15 protein-coding genes are annotated in these 16,421 nt (G+C 47.5%); 4 read left to right on the top strand and 11 right to left on the bottom strand.

Features of this window, described 5'->3' with window-relative positions; translation table 11 throughout:
• Window positions 1–49: 49 nt before the first annotated feature.
• Both spoIIID and V1224_01085 read right to left on the bottom strand, forming a co-directional pair.
• Window positions 50–304 (bottom strand): sporulation transcriptional regulator SpoIIID, encoded by a 255-nt coding sequence (gene spoIIID / locus V1224_01090; GenBank protein ID WWR16082.1) that lies wholly within the window; start codon window positions 302–304, stop codon window positions 50–52.
• 92 nt (window positions 305–396) lie between these two features.
• Window positions 397–1,035, bottom strand: a complete 639-nt coding sequence (locus V1224_01085; GenBank protein ID WWR16081.1) for a hypothetical protein — start codon at window positions 1,033–1,035, stop codon at window positions 397–399.
• A gap of 290 nt (window positions 1,036–1,325) precedes the next feature.
• On the opposite strand from V1224_01085, the gene V1224_01080 reads away from it, so the two are divergent.
• From V1224_01080 to V1224_01070, 3 genes are all read left to right on the top strand, one after another.
• Complete coding sequence (locus V1224_01080; GenBank protein WWR16080.1) at window positions 1,326–2,645, top strand: IS30 family transposase; 1,320 nt, start codon at window positions 1,326–1,328, stop codon at window positions 2,643–2,645.
• A 372-nt stretch (window positions 2,646–3,017) separates the two neighbouring features.
• Complete coding sequence (trkA, locus tag V1224_01075) at window positions 3,018–4,409, top strand: Trk system potassium transporter TrkA (protein WWR16079.1); 1,392 nt, start codon at window positions 3,018–3,020, stop codon at window positions 4,407–4,409.
• 11 nt (window positions 4,410–4,420) lie between these two features.
• Entirely contained in the window at window positions 4,421–5,890 is a 1,470-nt protein-coding gene (locus V1224_01070; protein WWR16078.1) for a TrkH family potassium uptake protein, read from the top strand.
• 92 nt (window positions 5,891–5,982) lie between these two features.
• On the opposite strand, the gene V1224_01065 is transcribed toward V1224_01070, so the two are convergent.
• The 6 genes from V1224_01065 to cls form a co-directional block, all read right to left on the bottom strand.
• Window positions 5,983–7,404, bottom strand: a complete 1,422-nt coding sequence (locus V1224_01065) for a deoxyguanosinetriphosphate triphosphohydrolase (protein WWR16077.1) — start codon at window positions 7,402–7,404, stop codon at window positions 5,983–5,985.
• Window positions 7,379–8,671, bottom strand: coding sequence for a diguanylate cyclase (locus tag V1224_01060; GenBank protein WWR16076.1), 1,293 nt, complete (start codon window positions 8,669–8,671; stop codon window positions 7,379–7,381). The genes V1224_01065 and V1224_01060 overlap by 26 nt, the downstream gene beginning before the upstream one ends.
• A 95-nt stretch (window positions 8,672–8,766) precedes the next feature.
• Complete coding sequence (locus V1224_01055; GenBank protein WWR16075.1) at window positions 8,767–9,996, bottom strand: NlpC/P60 family protein; 1,230 nt, start codon at window positions 9,994–9,996, stop codon at window positions 8,767–8,769.
• Between the two features lie 52 nt (window positions 9,997–10,048).
• Entirely contained in the window at window positions 10,049–11,440 is a 1,392-nt protein-coding gene (asnS, locus tag V1224_01050; GenBank protein WWR16074.1) for an asparagine--tRNA ligase, read from the bottom strand.
• 24 nt (window positions 11,441–11,464) lie between these two features.
• Window positions 11,465–12,484, bottom strand: a complete 1,020-nt coding sequence (gene tig, locus V1224_01045; GenBank protein ID WWR16073.1) for a trigger factor — start codon at window positions 12,482–12,484, stop codon at window positions 11,465–11,467.
• Window positions 12,485–12,543: 59 nt separating this feature from the next.
• Complete coding sequence (gene cls, locus V1224_01040) at window positions 12,544–14,022, bottom strand: cardiolipin synthase (protein WWR16072.1); 1,479 nt, start codon at window positions 14,020–14,022, stop codon at window positions 12,544–12,546.
• 137 nt (window positions 14,023–14,159) lie between these two features.
• Between cls and V1224_01035 the strand changes: the two genes are divergently transcribed.
• Window positions 14,160–14,636, top strand: a complete 477-nt coding sequence (locus tag V1224_01035) for a hypothetical protein (GenBank protein WWR16071.1) — start codon at window positions 14,160–14,162, stop codon at window positions 14,634–14,636.
• 105 nt (window positions 14,637–14,741) lie between these two features.
• Here V1224_01035 and V1224_01030 read toward each other — a convergent pair whose 3' ends face one another.
• From V1224_01030 to V1224_01020, 3 genes are read right to left on the bottom strand one after another with little or no spacing between them, the layout of a single operon-like run.
• Window positions 14,742–15,206 carry a DUF1934 domain-containing protein gene (locus V1224_01030; protein ID WWR16070.1) on the bottom strand — a complete coding sequence of 155 codons (465 nt, stop codon included), beginning with the start codon at window positions 15,204–15,206 and terminating at the stop codon, window positions 14,742–14,744.
• A gap of 10 nt (window positions 15,207–15,216) precedes the next feature.
• The gene (gene murI / locus V1224_01025) at window positions 15,217–16,035 is read right to left on the bottom strand and encodes a glutamate racemase (GenBank protein ID WWR16069.1); all 819 of its coding nucleotides are present in this window, start codon (window positions 16,033–16,035) and stop codon (window positions 15,217–15,219) included.
• Window positions 16,036–16,063: 28 nt separating this feature from the next.
• Window positions 16,064–16,363, bottom strand: coding sequence for a hypothetical protein (locus V1224_01020; protein WWR16068.1), 300 nt, complete (start codon window positions 16,361–16,363; stop codon window positions 16,064–16,066).
• Between the last annotated feature and the right edge of the window lie 58 nt (window positions 16,364–16,421).

Here is a 16,421-nt window from a genome sequence, read left to right as displayed (position 1 = left end):
TTTTGATTTAATTCTGTTCTGCATATGATCAAAAGTCTCACCGGATTTTTTATTTCTGTATATGCAGATATTTCTCTCTCGTTGCCAGGCCGCCTCTGATATGCCGTTCCGATTTATTCACATCCAGCACTTTTCTTGCTTCTTTTGCAAGGGATGGATTAATCTGCATAAGCCGTTCCGTTACGTCTTTATGTACCGTACTTTTGCTGATCCCAAACTGTTTGGCGGTCTGGCGAACAGTGGCATTGTTTTCGATAATATATCTGGCGATGCCAACTGCCCTCTCCTCGATATAATCTTTCAAAGGAAATCCCCCTGAACACATTGTTTTTACAATGTATGCAGGGGAAACTGTCCCTATGACTTGCTTGCCGGCTCAGGCAGAAAAACCTTCCGTCAATATCTTGTCAGAATATAGGAAGCGTTCGCAAGTTCACTGCGGGAGATTTTTCTTCCCCAGTGTATGGAATTATTAAAATTGCCCTCCGCTACGATCACACTGTCCGGGGTTACTTCCAGAATGATGACTGAATGGGTATCCCCGTCCAGTCGGACGATGTCGCCTACCCGCACGGCAGCTGTATCACCATGAACTCTGGCCTGTGAATCTCCAAAAGCCGCATCGCTGAGTAGGAATGCAAATCCTGCACATCCAAATCCTCCACTGTAGATCCCGCCTTTCCAGGCATAATAATCGTCGTTATTCCACTTTTTTCCTTCGGGATAAGACGCTTTCATTGCATTCATTGCACTGCGAATCCGTTCCTCTTCAGAAGTCGTATCCGGCGTAGTTTCTTCCGCCATTTCAAATGGCAGTCTGCCTTCTGCCTGACCGAATGCTATGTAATGCTGAAATAAAGTATTCGCATCACTTCCAAAAACTGCCACAACATCCGGATTGTGTGCCGCATAATATTCCGCATCAAATGTTACCTCGCCTATTGTTGCCGGCTGTGCCTGCACAGTCATCGCTGCGCCTGAAACCATTGCCACAGCGGCTGTAAGCGCGGCAATTTTCTTCCAGTTTTCCCTCATCTTTTCTCCCTTTCTTCCCCCTGGCTGCAAGCGCAGACCATAAAGAGACACCTCAATCGTATTTGAAAGCTATTCCATGTCCTGTCCTGGACAATATTTTATTTATTTTATCTTTTTCCCCTGCTTTTTGTCAACCGGGTTCTTTCCCACTCACACGTGATCTGAAATGAAATCTTAAATTCCACCTTCTCAAACTACAGTAGCATTTACCTCTGCATAAGTAGAGTTTACTTCTTCATACGCTTATGATATGATTCCTCTGCTTTCTGACAGCAGTAGAAGGAGAAATCATGAGCAATCTTATACCTGGCAATCAAAAACATCTCTCCTTGCAGGATCGGCTTTACATTGAAAAAGCCCTTTCCTCTGCAACATCCTTTAAAGACATTGCACGCTTCCTCTGCAAAGATCCCTCTACCATTTCTAAAGAGGTCAAAAAGCACCGGCTCAGCGACTGGTATCACAAGGGCACCTTCTACAATGCCCATAACTTCTGCATCCACAGATATCACTGTCGAAAAACAAATGTCTGTGGCAAGATCATCCTTTGTGGGATCAAGTGCACCTCCTGTCCATCCTGTAACCAGACATGCAGAGATTTTGCCCGGGAACGATGCGGCCGTCTGGACAAGGCCCCTTATGTCTGCAATGGCTGCGACAAGGCGCTCCATAAATGTACCATCGCCCACAAATATGTGTACGATGCCCGTTTTGCACACCGTAAATACACTGAGACCCTAAGCTCTTCCCGAAGCGGCTTAAACATGACAAAGACCGAACTGGCAAAGAAAGACAAGCTGGTTTCCCATCTGGTCTATCAAGGACAGTCCCCTTATCAGATCGTGGCAAACCATCCGGAGCTGGATATGTCCGTCCGTTCCGTCTACACCTACATCGATAAGGGACTCTTTACAGCCAGGAATATCGACCTGAAACGCAAGACGAAGTTCCGGCCCCGCAAGTGCCACAAAACACAGATTACCAACCGTGAAGTGTTTTCAGGCCGCATGTACAGTGATTTTCTCCTGCTCGACCCGGACTATAGAGAGAGGGCCGCTGAAATGGATACCGTACATTCTTCGAGAGACTCTAAAAAAGTACTGCTCACTTTCTATCTGCGCAAGGAAAAGCTGTTTCTTGCCTTCCTGATGAACCGATGCACAACCGGCGCTGTCCGCATAGTCTTTGACCGGCTTAAAAACCGTCTGGATACCGATTTCCATCTTCTGTTCCATACCGTCCTTACAGACCGGGGTTCGGAATTCGGTGACCCAGACTCTCTGGAAACCGACATATACGGAGAAAAATGCTCCAGCGTCTTCTACTGTGACCCTATGCGAAGCGGACAAAAAGGCGGTGTTGAAAACGCACACACCCTGCTCCGGATGGTTCTCCCAAAAGGCACCAGTTTTGAATTCCTGACCCAGTGGGATGTGAACCTGATCGTAAACCACATCAACTCCATGCCGCGGGAAAGCCTTGGCGGGCGCACTCCTTATGAAGCAGCATTATGGACTTATGGGGCCCGCACTTTAAAAGCACTTCAGCTTAGACCGATTCCTCCCGATGAAGTCAACCTGACGCCTAAGCTGATACGCTTTAACCACTAACCACCACAAAAAATCTGCTGTCAGACAGGAAATAGACTTTTCACATTTCATATGTTCGGCTGGTGGAATTCAGTCTTGCACACTGCATTTCCAGCGGTCTGTTTGTCATGTCATCCATTCGATTATTTTGCAGGAAGTTGCTTCTATTATAAACGAATTCCTATCAATTTGCCTAAAAAAATTTGATAAAATCGCCAACTATTAAAATAGGGTGGAATTTAGTCCTGCACTGGAATTTACTTTTTCAAGTCAGCCACTCACACGTGACTACCCAACGTTTATCACATCTATTCTAAAAAATAAGTGATTTTTTAATAGGATAATGTTATAATTTAGTTTTGACAGAGATAAAAGCATTCTCAGGAGGCAGTTATGTTCAGAAAGAAACAGAAAAATGCACCGAAAGGTCTGCGCATCATCATCGTAGGCTGTGGAAAGGTCGGTGTGACGCTGGTCGAACAGCTTTCCCGTGAGGGTCATGACATTACGATCATTGATAAAAACATGGAAAAAATACAGGCTGTAAGCAATCTGTACGACGTTATGGGGCTCGCAGGAAACGGAGCCAGCTACAGCCTGCAGATGGAAGCGGGCATAGAAAATGCAGACTTGATCATTGCGGTGACAGATTCTGACGAACTGAATCTGCTCTGTTGCACAGTCGCCAAGCGTGTCGGCAACTGTGCTGCTATCGCCAGAGTCCGCAATCCTGACTACAGCCGTGAGGTCGTTTATCTGCGTGAAAAACTGGGACTTGCCCTGATCATCAATCCGGAGCTGGAGGCCGCACGGGAAGTCGCACGCATCCTTTATATGCCCACGGCGCTGGAAGTCAACACTTTTGCTCACGGTCAGGCAGAGATGATCAAATTTAAAGTTCCGGAAGGAAACAAACTGGCCGGGATGACGATCGGCCTGCTTGGTACCGATATTACGGAAAATATTCTGATCTGCGCCGTGGAACGGGGTGGTGAAGTCTATATCCCATCCGGTAACTTTCGCGTGGAGGCCGGGGACATCGTTTCCTTTGTCGCATCCAGAATGATGGCGAAATCATTTTTGAATCACATTGGCTTTAAGACCAATCAGGTCAAGGACTGTATGATCATCGGCGGAGGCAAGGCGGCCTATTATCTGGCAAAGCAGCTTCTGCACATGAATATTTCCACCAAGATTATTGAGAGCAGCAGGGCACGCTGCGAAGAGTTGAGTATTCTTCTTCCAAAAGCGATTATTATCAACGGCAATGGGACCGACGAAGAGCTGTTAAAAGAGGAAGGTATTGAATATGTGGAGTCTTTCGTGCCTCTGACCGGCATTGACGAAGAGAATATTATGTTGACGCTCCATGCAAGACAAGTTTCCAATGCCAAAGTCATTACGAAGATTAATCAGAGCACTTTCCGAAATGTCATCAACACGCTGGATCTGGACAGTGTCATCTATCCCAGATATATTACTTCGGAGGCGATCATTGCCTATGTCCGCGCCAAAAAAGATTCCATGGACAGCAATATCGAAACACTTTATCACATGTTCGATCACAGAGTGGAAGCAATCGAATTTCGTGTCTATGAGAAGTCAAATGTGACCGGTATTCCTCTGAAAGACCTCTCTTTAAAGAAGGAACTGCTCATCTCCTTTATCAACCGCCATGGTGAAATCATCATTCCCAGCGGCCATGACTCGATCGAAGTCGGAGATACCGTAATGATTGTAACGACTCATACCGGCTTCAACGATATTCAGGATATTTTACGATAACGGAGGCCGGCATGAACAGTTCAATTATTCGCTATATATTAGGAAGTGTTTTAAAAGTGGAGGCCGTTCTCCTGCTCCTTCCCTGCCTGACCGCAGTGATCTATCAGGAATCTGTCGGCCTGTATTACCTGGGTATTGCAGCAGCCTGCGCCCTGCTCGGCCTTCTGATGACAAGACGAAAGCCGCAGAACTTTGTCTTTTACTTAAAAGAAGGCTGTGTCGCTACTTCCCTGAGCTGGGTTTTCCTCAGCTTTTTCGGCGCTCTGCCTTTCTGGCTGTCCGGTGAGATTCCGTCTCTGACGGACGCTCTCTTCGAGACGATCTCCGGTTTTACAACGACCGGAGCGAGTATTCTGAGCGATGTGGAGGTGCTCTCCTATACGGCTCTGTTCTGGCGCAGCTTTACGCACTGGATCGGCGGCATGGGAGTGCTTGTCTTCCTGCTGGCCATCATCCCATTAAGCGGAGGTTCCCACATCAACCTGATGCGCGCGGAGAGCCCCGGCCCCTCCGTCGGAAAGCTCGTCCCCAAAATACGATACACCGCCAGAATTTTATATATCATTTATTTCGGTATGAGCATACTGGAATTTGTCCTGCTTGTGGCCGGACATATGCCAGTTTTTGACGCCTTGACGACTACGCTGGGCACAGCCGGAACAGGCGGTTTTGGCATTAAGAATAACAGTATGATGGGATACTCCCCTTACATTCAGTGGGTCACTACTATTTTTATGATTTTGTTTGGTGTCAACTTCAACGCTTATTACATCATGCTCTTTCACAATTTCAAAAAAGCGTTTTGTGTGGAAGAAGTGCGCTACTATTTCGGTATTGTCGCCGCTGCGATCGCCATCATCTTTTTTGAAATTCTCTCGGTTTATGGAAGTGTCTTTGAAGCGTTGACTCACGCCTCCTTCCAGGTTGCGTCCATCATCACGACGACCGGATTTTCCACTGCCGATTTTGATCTCTGGTCCCAAGCCAGCAAAAACGTGCTTGTCCTGTTGATGTTCATCGGAGCATGTGCGGGCAGCACCGGGGGCGGCATCAAAGTATCGCGTTTTGTCATCCTTGTTAAGACGCTCGGCAAAGAGCTGACTTCCTACATCCATCCAAAGAGCATTAAAAAGATTAAAATGGAGGGAAAGCCGATCGAGCATGAAGTCATGCGCTCTACCAATGTATATTTTATTACATTTATGATCGTTTTTTCCGCCTCTGTGCTGGCAATTTCTTTTGAGGGAAAAGACCTGATCACTAATTTTACCGCCGTGGCCGCGACGATCAACAACATTGGACCCGGTCTGGAAATGGTGGGCCCCACGCAAAACTTCGGGCTCTTTCACCCCTTTTCCAAATATGTACTCATGTTTGACATGCTGGCCGGACGCCTGGAACTGTTTCCTCTGCTGATCTTATTTCATCCTGCCATCTGGAAAGATCTGTTTACCCAGAAGTTTGTCTGCCGCAAAGGATGAAAACAGCACGAGGAACGCCGCTTAATACCCGGAGACTGCAAAAGAGCCCGCTTACGCGGACTCTTTTTATTATTATCTTCCTGGCCTTATCCTTACCCCTGCCACTGACCACTGAGTTCCTGATACAGCCGTTTCGCATAGCTGTCGGTCATACCGCAGATATAGTCTGTCACCAGCATCAGACGCAGATACAGCTTTTCCTGCTCGGATCTGCCTACTGCATATCTTTTATAAATCGTCAGATAATTTTCCGAGATCAGCGACATGAGTTTTTCCTGTACTGCCATCATCTTTACACCCGTGTCATAATAGAGAACTGCATGGACGAATTCATCCAACAGGAACCTGAGTATTTTTTCTGCCGCGATCTCAAGCTTTACGATCGGTTTTGACACGAAAGCATAGCGATAAGCAATATCACCCAGTGTATGTGCCATCAATTCTCCTGCTGTCCCTGTCAGCAAAGCCCGCTTATACTCTCCAGCCATGATCGCTTCGTAATTTTCTGTGAAACCCATCGTCGCATTGCTGATCAAATGTCCCTGTACCTGCACGATCCAGTTCTGTACCGCATATGTTTCCGGAGAATCTTCCTGCCGCTCCAAAGCCCTCTGATACCTTCCTTCCAGACGCTGCACAATCCCGCGATATGCTGCCGCCATCTCATCCGGCAGTCCTTCCCCGGCAATCTCCAGCTCTCTTGCCAGATCATAAAAAGAAATACAGCCTTTTTTGAATGCGTCTTCTATGTCCGCTGTCAGGTAGGCAATATCATCCGCCGCCTCCAAAATAAAGGCAAGTGGATGCCTTCTCCCATCCGTGCCGAGAGAGCACTGTACATCCTCGAATATTTCCCTGTCAGCATAAAAATATCCCATCTTTTTCGTCCTGATGTCACCACTGTCTTTATCGATCTGCAGCGAAGAGACAGGATATTTAAGAATCGTTCCCAGCAGCGCTTTCGTCAGATTCATGCCATGCTCGTCCACCAGATAGTGCAGCTTTGTCACAAGGCGGAGCGCCTGTGTATTACCCTCAAAGGAATAAAAGTCATACTGCATCTGCGGTGTCAGCAATTCCGTCAATTTTTTATCATGATAGGTGATCTTCTGCAAATTTTCAACAAACCAGTCTCTGATCACCGTCTCTCCGAAATGTCCGAACGGCGGATTGCCAATATCATGCAACAGCCCGGCACACTGCAGAATGTCGCAGATGTCCGCCGCATACGCCGGCTGAAAGCTTTCGTCCTTTCTCACCTGAATGATATTCCGTGCAATATTTTGTCCCAGTGATCTGCCATAGGATGACACTTCCAGAGAATGGGTCAGTCTCGTTCTCACAAAGTCACCTCTGTCCAGAGGAAACACCTGCGTCTTGTCCTGAAGCCTTCGAAAAGATGCACTCTGTATGATCCTGTGATAATCTTTTTCAAACTCTGTCCGCAGATCGTCCGAGCCTTTTCCCCGGTAGCTGCGGATTCTGTCGTCACACAGAAGCGTCCGCCACTCCATGCCCTTCCCCTTCCTTCGGTAGTTGGCTCACTACCTGATCTCTGCCGTTTCGTTTTCCATAATACAGCTTATCATCTGCCACTTTGATAAATACATTTTCCTTCTGGTTCACGTCTCCCTCTGTCACACCGAACGACATCGTCAGACGCACGACCGAATCTCCATAGGGGATACTCAACGCTCTGATCTCCTGCATGAGCTCTTCCAAGCATTTGAGTGATTCCGTCTTGTTCATCTTTGTGTATACAAGAAGAAACTCCTCGCCTCCCCAGCGGACGACAAATCCCTTCCCTTTGATATGGCTGATCAGCAGAGACGCCATTCTTTTGAGTACGAGATCGCCACACTCATGCCCGTATGTATCATTAATCTTTTTAAAATAGTCAATGTCGCCAAGTGCCACCGTAAACGGCATACCATCCACTCTTGCACTCTTTTGCGTTTCACCCAGCTTGGCGATTCCGAATCGCCGGTTATACAGTCCTGTCAGTGCATCTCTCTCCACCAGATTTCTGATCGAGTGCTGCATTTGTACGATGGAGCTGCCCATTTTTCCAAATTCATCATTCCGTTTCATGATGCTCGGGTCCATCTCCTCCGACAGCTTTCCTTCCGACATCTCTGCCAGAAATCCCTGAATAATCCGTATATGTGAGACCATTCTGTCTGTCCAGCGAAAACACAGATACCCGACAGCAACCAGCGTTGCCAGAATCACCAGCACATCCAGCATAATAAAATTCCAAACTGTCTCTGCGATATGTTTTGACAATTTACCCGCAAACACCATTCCCACACATTCGCCGTCCGAATTATAGACTGGCTCATAGTATGAAAAATAGTCCTCTCCCATAATCTCTACACTTTCATAAAACTGAGACATGCCGTCCCTGTACACGTCCTGCAGAACATCATCCCGGCACTTGGTGCCAATGTTGCGCGTACCATTCTTATCTATGATCGTAGTCAGCATTCTTGTATCAAAGTAAAAGAACGTCAACTCCACACCAGTCTCCTGCTTGATCCTGTCAAGAATCTGATAATCGTTGGTCAGCAGCTTTTCTCCCTTATATAAAATACTTTGATCTTCTTCCTCCAATCTGAAATCTCCGGGATAAAATTCATCCATGGCTGCCAGAGTCAGATTGCAGACATTTTCCAACTCCAATTTCACTTCCCGGCGAATCGCACGGATATATTGATTGACGCAAAAAATAGAAACAACAATGCCGAGAACCGCCATCGGGATGATCGTTATTCGAAACATTGCGCCATATAGACTGCCACAGAATTTATTCCTTATGTAGTGCATTTATCTCCCCAATCCCTTCTGTTTCCATATCATTGTAAAAATATTATATATTATACAATTCTCCGTACTGACAGAATTTCTTTATAAGTGGCAGGCGTAATTTTGATACCTGTCTTCTGTGTACTCGCATGAACGATGTAACCATTGCCGATATACATCCCCACATGCCCCGCGTAACAGATAAGATCTCCGGGCTGCGCCTCCGCATAGGATACCCCCGTACCATAACTTCTCTGTGACGTGGAATTGCGCGGGATTGAGATCCCGAACTCCCTGTATACCGCCTGTGTAAATCCGGAGCAGTCTGCGCCATTCGTCAGACTCGTGCCTCCCGGGACATAAGGATTACCAATAAATTTGCAGGCAAAAGCCGCGATTTCCTTTCCCTTGGCGCCTCCCGATGCGCTGTTGATCATGGCAACGACGTCTGCACTGGCTGTTCCCGATGGTTTGGACGGAGTCTTATCGGAACTGTTTTTGCCGCTGTCGCCCTTTTTCTTTTTCTCCGCTTCTTCTCTCGCCTTTCGCTCCGCCTCTTCCTTCGCCCGTCTCGCTGCTTCCTCCGCTTCCAGTTGTTTGATCTGGGAAGTCTGCTGCTTGATCAGCGCCTTATAAGCAGCCGCAGACTGGCGTATCTGAGCGATCTGCACTTCAAAGTTCTCTGCCTCCGCTCTCTTTTTCTCCAGAGCCGCTTCCAGGGCCTCCTCCTCTTCTTTCAGCTCAAACTCTTCTGCTTCCAAGTCTGACTTTTCTTCCTCCAGTCTTTCCTTCAGATCTGCGACTTCCTGTCTCGTCTCCTGATATTCCACCAATAACTTTCTGTCATATTCATACAGTTTTTCTATGTATTCCGCCTTATTCATCATGTCACTGATACTTCTGGCTTCAAACAGGAGCTGGGCATACGTACTGTTACCCCTTTCATACATGAACTTTATACGCTTTTTCATAGACTCGTACTGTTCCTGCTCTCTGACAGTAGCCGCATCGAGATCTTTTTGAGCCAGCTCGATCTGTTCCTTTTTTTCCTCGATCTCTTCTTCCAGAAGGCTGATACTGCTCATCAGTTCCACGAGCGTACCATCCAGCGCACTGATCTCTTCCTCCACTGCATCCATTTGCCCTTCCAGTCCGGATGCCTGCCCATTGATGGCATTCAACTGCTTTTGCGTCTGTTCCAGCTGCTGCTTCAGCTCCGCTATCGTGGCCGCCTGCACAGGTATCACTTGTGACAAAGCGATCACGACCGTCAGAAACATGCACAGCATTCTTTTCTTCATGTGTTTCCTCCCCTGCCTTCCGGCCTCATCCGGTCACGTGAAGCATCCGGGACTACAGTTCACAGTTTTTAACTGTTCTCGGGAAAGGTACAACATCACGGATATTGCCCATTCCTGTCAGATACATGACGCATCTTTCAAATCCAAGACCAAACCCGGCATGTCTCGCACTGCCATATTTGCGCAGATCCATATAAAAGCCATAGTCTTCTCGTTTCAGTCCCAGCTCATCCATGCGCTTTTCCAGAATCTCTATATTGTCTTCTCTCTGGCTGCCTCCGATGATCTCTCCGATGCCCGGCACAAGGCAGTCCATAGCCGCTACCGTCTTGCCGTCGTCATTGCTCTTCATATAAAAAGCCTTTATTTCCTTTGGATAGTCTGTGACAAAGACCGGCCGCTTAAACTCTTTTTCCGTCAGGAAACGCTCATGCTCTGTCTGCAGATCACATCCCCAGAATACTTTGTATTCAAACTCGTCGTTATGCTCCTCAAGAATTTTGATAGCCTCCGTATAAGTCACGTGGCCAAAATCGGAATTCATCACATGCTGCAGCCGCTCCAACAGTCCTTTGTCCACAAACTGATTAAAAAAGTTCATCTCCTCCGGCGCATTTTCCAGCACATAACGGATAATATATTTGATCATGCTCTCCGCCAGCGCCATATCATCCTGCAGATCGGCAAAGGCCATCTCTGGCTCGATCATCCAAAACTCGGCCGCATGGCGGGTCGTATTGGAGTTTTCCGCCCGGAACGTCGGCCCGAATGTATACACATTTTTAAACGCCATGGCAAATGTCTCCACATTCAGCTGACCGCTGACCGTGAGGTTCGTCTCCTTACCAAAAAAATCCCTGCTGTAATCCACACTGCCGTCTTCCGTTCTCGGCAGATCTTCCATATCCAGCGTCGTCACACGGAACATCTCCCCTGCGCCTTCGCAGTCGCTTCCGGTAATCAGTGGTGTGTGCACGTAGACAAATCCTCTCTCATGAAAGAACTGATGAATCGCATAAGCGATCAGCGAACGAACCCGAAATACCGCCTGAAAGGTGTTGGTGCGGGGACGCAGATGCGTGATTGTCCGCAGATATTCGAGACTGTGCCTTTTTTTCTGCAAAGGATAGTCCGCCGTTGACTCTCCCTCGATCTCAACGAGATCCGCCTGAATCTCAAAAGGCTGTTTCGCCTGCGGCGTCTCCACAAGCGTACCGGTAACGATCAGTGCGCTGCCGACATTCAGCCTGCATATTTTATCAAAATTATCCAGCTTATCACCGTATACGATCTGCAGCGTTTCAAAAAAAGTGCCATCATGCAGTACGATAAAACCAAACGTTTTGGAATCCCGGATGCTTCTGACCCAGCCGCCCACGGTGATTTTTTTGCCGATGAAGGAATCCTTCTCGCTGTACAACTGTTTTACACTTACCAAATCCATAATTTTTCTCCCTTTATCTCTTTATTATTCGGTGATGGCCGCATTTTCCCTCAGAAAAGCCACTACTTTACTGCGCATGACAGCATCTCTGCCGTTACCGCTCCCGGTACTGTCCACATCAGCCGCGTCGATCTCTTCCTGACTGACTGTGATGTTTTCCTTGTTGGCAATCGCCTGAAGCATAATGTCTCTGCGGCATTCTTCTGCCGCCCGCACCCGCTCTTCCTCTTCAAACTGTTCCATGGTAATACCATAGCTGGTGAACAACTGCTCAAGGCTGAGACCGCCTGATGCGGCTGTCAGCGAAAAGTTTTTGACAATCGTGTCATAATATTCATCCACCATCGCTTTCGGCGGCTCCTGAAACGTACAGCCTGCCATCGCCTGGCCGATCAGAGACTCCTCGACGTTTTTATCATAAGTCTCCAGCGCATATTGCTCTCCCAGAGTACGCACATATTCACGATATTCCTCTACCGTACTGCATTCCTCCAGCCCAAGGGAAACAACAAAATCATCCGTCAGCTCCGGCATCCGTTTCTCTTTCATCTCATTGATCGTTACCGTGAAGACTGCCTCCGCGCCCGACATGTCCGGGTTGTTCAAATAAGGGTCCGGGAATGTCAGCGTGACATCTCTCGTCTCACCTTTTACGGCTCCTACCAGTCCCTCCTCAAACCCCGGAATAAATGCACCCGAGCCAAGCTGCAGATCATATCCCTGATCCGTGCCGCCGGCAAAGGCTTCTCCGTCGATCTTTCCCACATAATCAATATTCACCATATCGCCCATCTTCGCCGGCCGGTCTTCCGATACAACCTCCCACTGTGACTGGCTGCTCAGAATAAAGCCGATATAATTATCGATATAATCGTCTGTCACCTCCATGACAGGCACCGATATTTCCAATCCTTTATATTCACCAAGCGTCACATATTTATCAGTATTGAGCTCCGCCAGTGTCGTATATTTTCCACCACATCCGCCAAGAAATGCCGCTGTAAAGAGCAGACATACAAGCAGTCCCATTCGTTTTTTCATCATCTTTCTCCTTCTTTTCCATAGCTTATAATTTTATCACAAAACCTGCTTTTTTACAATATTTACAATAACGGAGACAACAGTCTGCACACCTGTTCCCGGAACCGGATGTCCAAACGGCGGGACACATACAGGTCCCTTGTGATCTTCGTGCATACCTGCATATCATTGTGAAAAGAATCTACCATTTTTTCCGCTTCCTTCTCGTCATATACGACCGCGTTCACTTCAAAGTTCAGCCGGAAACTGCGGATGTCCATATTCGCCGTACCATAGCAGTATACCTGGTCGTCCACGATCAGTCCTTTGGCATGAAGAAACCCGTTGTTATAAGTATAACAGTTTGCTCCCGCCATTACCATATCCCCGATGTAAGAATACGTGGCCCAGTATACGAACGGATGATCCGGCTTGCAGGGGATCATAATATTGACCTCCACACCGGAATAAGCCGCCATGATCAGAGCATGAAAGACCGCATCGTCCGGTATGAAATAAGGTGTCTGGATATAAATACTTTTCTCCGCCTTACTGATCAGACGCAGATAGTTGTTCCTGATATTTTGCAGCTTGGAATCAGGGCCGCTGGAGATAATCTGTACCTGACTGCTGCCCACTGTTTCCTCCGGTTCCCGCAGATATTTCCCCGCGCCATCCCCGTCAAACAGATTTTCTCTCGCCGCATAATTCCAGTCCAGAATAAATCGCAGTGCCAGACCTGCCGCTGCCGCTCCCTCGATACGCAGATGCGTATCCCGCCAGTAGCCAAATCTGTCATCCAGTCCGATATATTCTTTGCCGATATTAAATCCTCCCACATAGCCGACCGCTCCGTCGATGACGACGATCTTTCTGTGATTGCGATAGTTGATACGCAGATGAAGCCTGCGCAGCAACGCCGGGAAAAAGATAGCCGTGTGAATGCCGCACGAATGCAGCTCCTGCCAGCATTTCGGAGAGACAGTCCGCCCGCCCATGCCATCGCAGAGAATGCGCACCTCTACCCCTTCCCGGGCTTTCTGCATCAGCACTTCCTTGATCCGCTGAAACAGCACGTCATCCTTGATAATATAATACTGAATATGGATAAATTCCCTGGCTTGTTTCAAATCTTCCAGCAGTGCAGCAAACTTTTCCCTGCCATCCGTATACGCCCTGATCCGATTGTTATCTGTCAGCATCACCCCTGCGCTTTGCAGATTATAATAGATCAGGTCCGAATATTTCTTTAAATGCGGAGACTCCTCCTGAAGCATCTTTGTCTGAATGCTTGCCTCCTGCCGACAGATTGCCTCATGAATATGGTCCTCCACTTCTTTTGTGCGAAACATCTTACTCTTGTGCATATCCCCACCGATCAGCAGATAAAAGATAAACCCTGCCACCGGTATAAAATATAAGAGCAACAGCCACGTCCAGACAGAGGTGGGATTTTTGCGCTGAAAAAAAATAATCACAATCGACAAGATACAATTTATGATCAAAAGATGCTGAAATAAAAAGGACATCATATTCCATGCCGTTTTCCAAAACATCTCCATAACTAACCTCCGAATCAGATTAAGTATAGCATGACTGCTCCTGATATTGCAATGAATGCCGGACAAACGCTGTTGTTCTTGCTTTCTGTACGGAAAAATGGTAAAATGTGTAGGTATTAAGACCTAGGAGGTATGCCGTGAGTACAGGAACTATTGTATTATTATGTATATTAGCAGTCCTTATTATTGCTATTATCGTCCTTTATTTTTTAGGGAAGAAAGCACAGAAAAGACAGAGCGAACAGCAGGCGCAGATCGAGGCCAACAAGCAGGCGGTCACGATGCTCATCATAGACAAAAAGCGAATGCCCATCAAGGATTCGGGGCTTCCCTCCTTTGTCATTGATCAGACGCCCAAATATCTGCGTCGCTCCAAGCTCCCGATTGTAAAAGCCAAAGTCGGACCGCAGATGATGTCTCTTGTGTGCGATGAAAAGATTTTTGATTCCGTTCCGGTAAAAAAAGAAGTGAAAGCGATGGTCAGCGGTATTTACATCGTAAGTGTGAGAGGACTGCACGGAAAGCCGGTTCAGGAGGAGCCGAAAAAGAAAGGCTTTTTCAAGCGGGCACTGGAAAAGGCCCAGGAGAAAGCCGGCGCTAAACCAGTTAAATAATAAAGTATGTTATTATTAAATGCAGATATAACAAATTCGGGATTATCAATCCGATTCTGTTATATCTGCATTTCGTTTATACTATTCAATTTTTCTATTCACGGCTCAGATTGTTTCATTCTGCTGCCCGGCAGATATGCCCCGGTCTTCCTTGGCCCGCACATTCACGGAAATCTTACAGTCAGCCAGATGTTCGTAGTTGATTTCCAGCGCATAATCGACACTGACATCGATCTCCTTCTCCCGCTCTTTCACCTGAATCTGCCGCGTATCGATGCCGATCAGAATACTGCCAAACGGCGTGCGGTAATCTGTCATATTCTTCTTCTTTTCTTCAAAAATCATATGAACATTGATCAGTCCCCGTTTTGTCAGATCGAGCGTTTCACTGTTCCATTTGATGATATTTTTCGTCGTATCGCGGAAGCCTTCCGTTGCCTCCTCATATATAACATAATGGTTGTTATTTTTCTTAAAATATTCCGCAGCCGTAATTGTCTCCAGATCACTGATGTCATTTGCACCTTCAAACTGCAGCCCCTTGATAGAAAGCAGTACATCTTTTGTCATATCCCCACCCCTAATATTCTTCTATATGAATCGTTTTTGCTGACAGAATCCCATATTTGATAATAGAATTGGCAAAGCGCATAAATTTATCCGCCGCATCACTGACAAAAAACTGGTAACGGTTCGTACCAAGTCCGGGACTATGCTCGTTCAGCATCCGGTGACGTTCCAATAACACTCGTAATTCTCTTGCCGTCTCGTACGCAGGGTTGACCAGCGTCACTTCATCCCCCATCACTTTGCCGATCGTGGAACGGATCAGCGGATAATGCGTACAGCCAAGGATCAACGTATCAATGCCGCTGTCCACCAACCCGCTCAGATACCGCATGGCAATCTCATCCGTCACCGGATCGTTCAGCAGCCCTTCCTCCACCAGCGAGACAAAAAGCGGACAGGCCTTTGCCATCACTTCCACGCCGGAATCAATTTCTTTTATGTACTGGGAATAGATGCCGCTGCTTATCGTCGCCTCCGTGCCGATTACCCCGATCTTGCCATTGCGCGTCGTGTCGGCCGCCACCTTCGCCCCTGGCTTCACGACTCCGATGATCGGTATGTCAATTTCCTTTTCGATCTGATCGAGGGCATATGCACTGGCTGTGTTGCAGGCCACCACGATCGCCTTGACATCCTGTTTTTCCAAAAAACGGACGATCTGCCGGGAATATCTCGTAACCGTCTCCCGCGACTTCGTCCCATACGGCACCCGCGCCGTATCTCCGAAATAGACGATCTTCTCATTGGGAATCTGACGCATGATCTCACGTACTACCGTAAGCCCTCCGATTCCCGAGTCAAATACCCCGACTGGTGCGCTATGATCCATTTTCTCTTCCTCTTATCTCTGAAACATGTTATTGCTGAAAGATCTCTGAAACGGTATCCAGAAATCTGCTCCTGACCTCAACTTCGCCTGCTTCCGCTCCCAGGACCGCAAAGAATCCTTCCGCCCGGGATACCGGCCTGCCAGACTCTTTTTCATCCGGCATCACACTGTCACCGCTCCCCGGTTCTTCCTCCACTGCCTGAAAAACAGTTTCCGTCATGCTGAGGTCCGGATACAAAAGTCCCCACCATCCCGCAGATAAAACGGCCAACAGCGCTATCTGTCCTATATATATATGAATACCGCATTTTTTTATACATTTCGTCATGGTCATGCTCTCCTTTTCCATCTTCCTATTGGAAAGCATTGCCATTTCGCTGTCTTTT

The sequence above is a fragment of the Lachnospiraceae bacterium JLR.KK008 genome (assembly GCA_037015955.1).
Classification (GTDB): domain Bacteria; phylum Bacillota; class Clostridia; order Lachnospirales; family Lachnospiraceae; genus VSOB01.
This window is presented reverse-complemented; position numbering and strand designations above follow the sequence as displayed.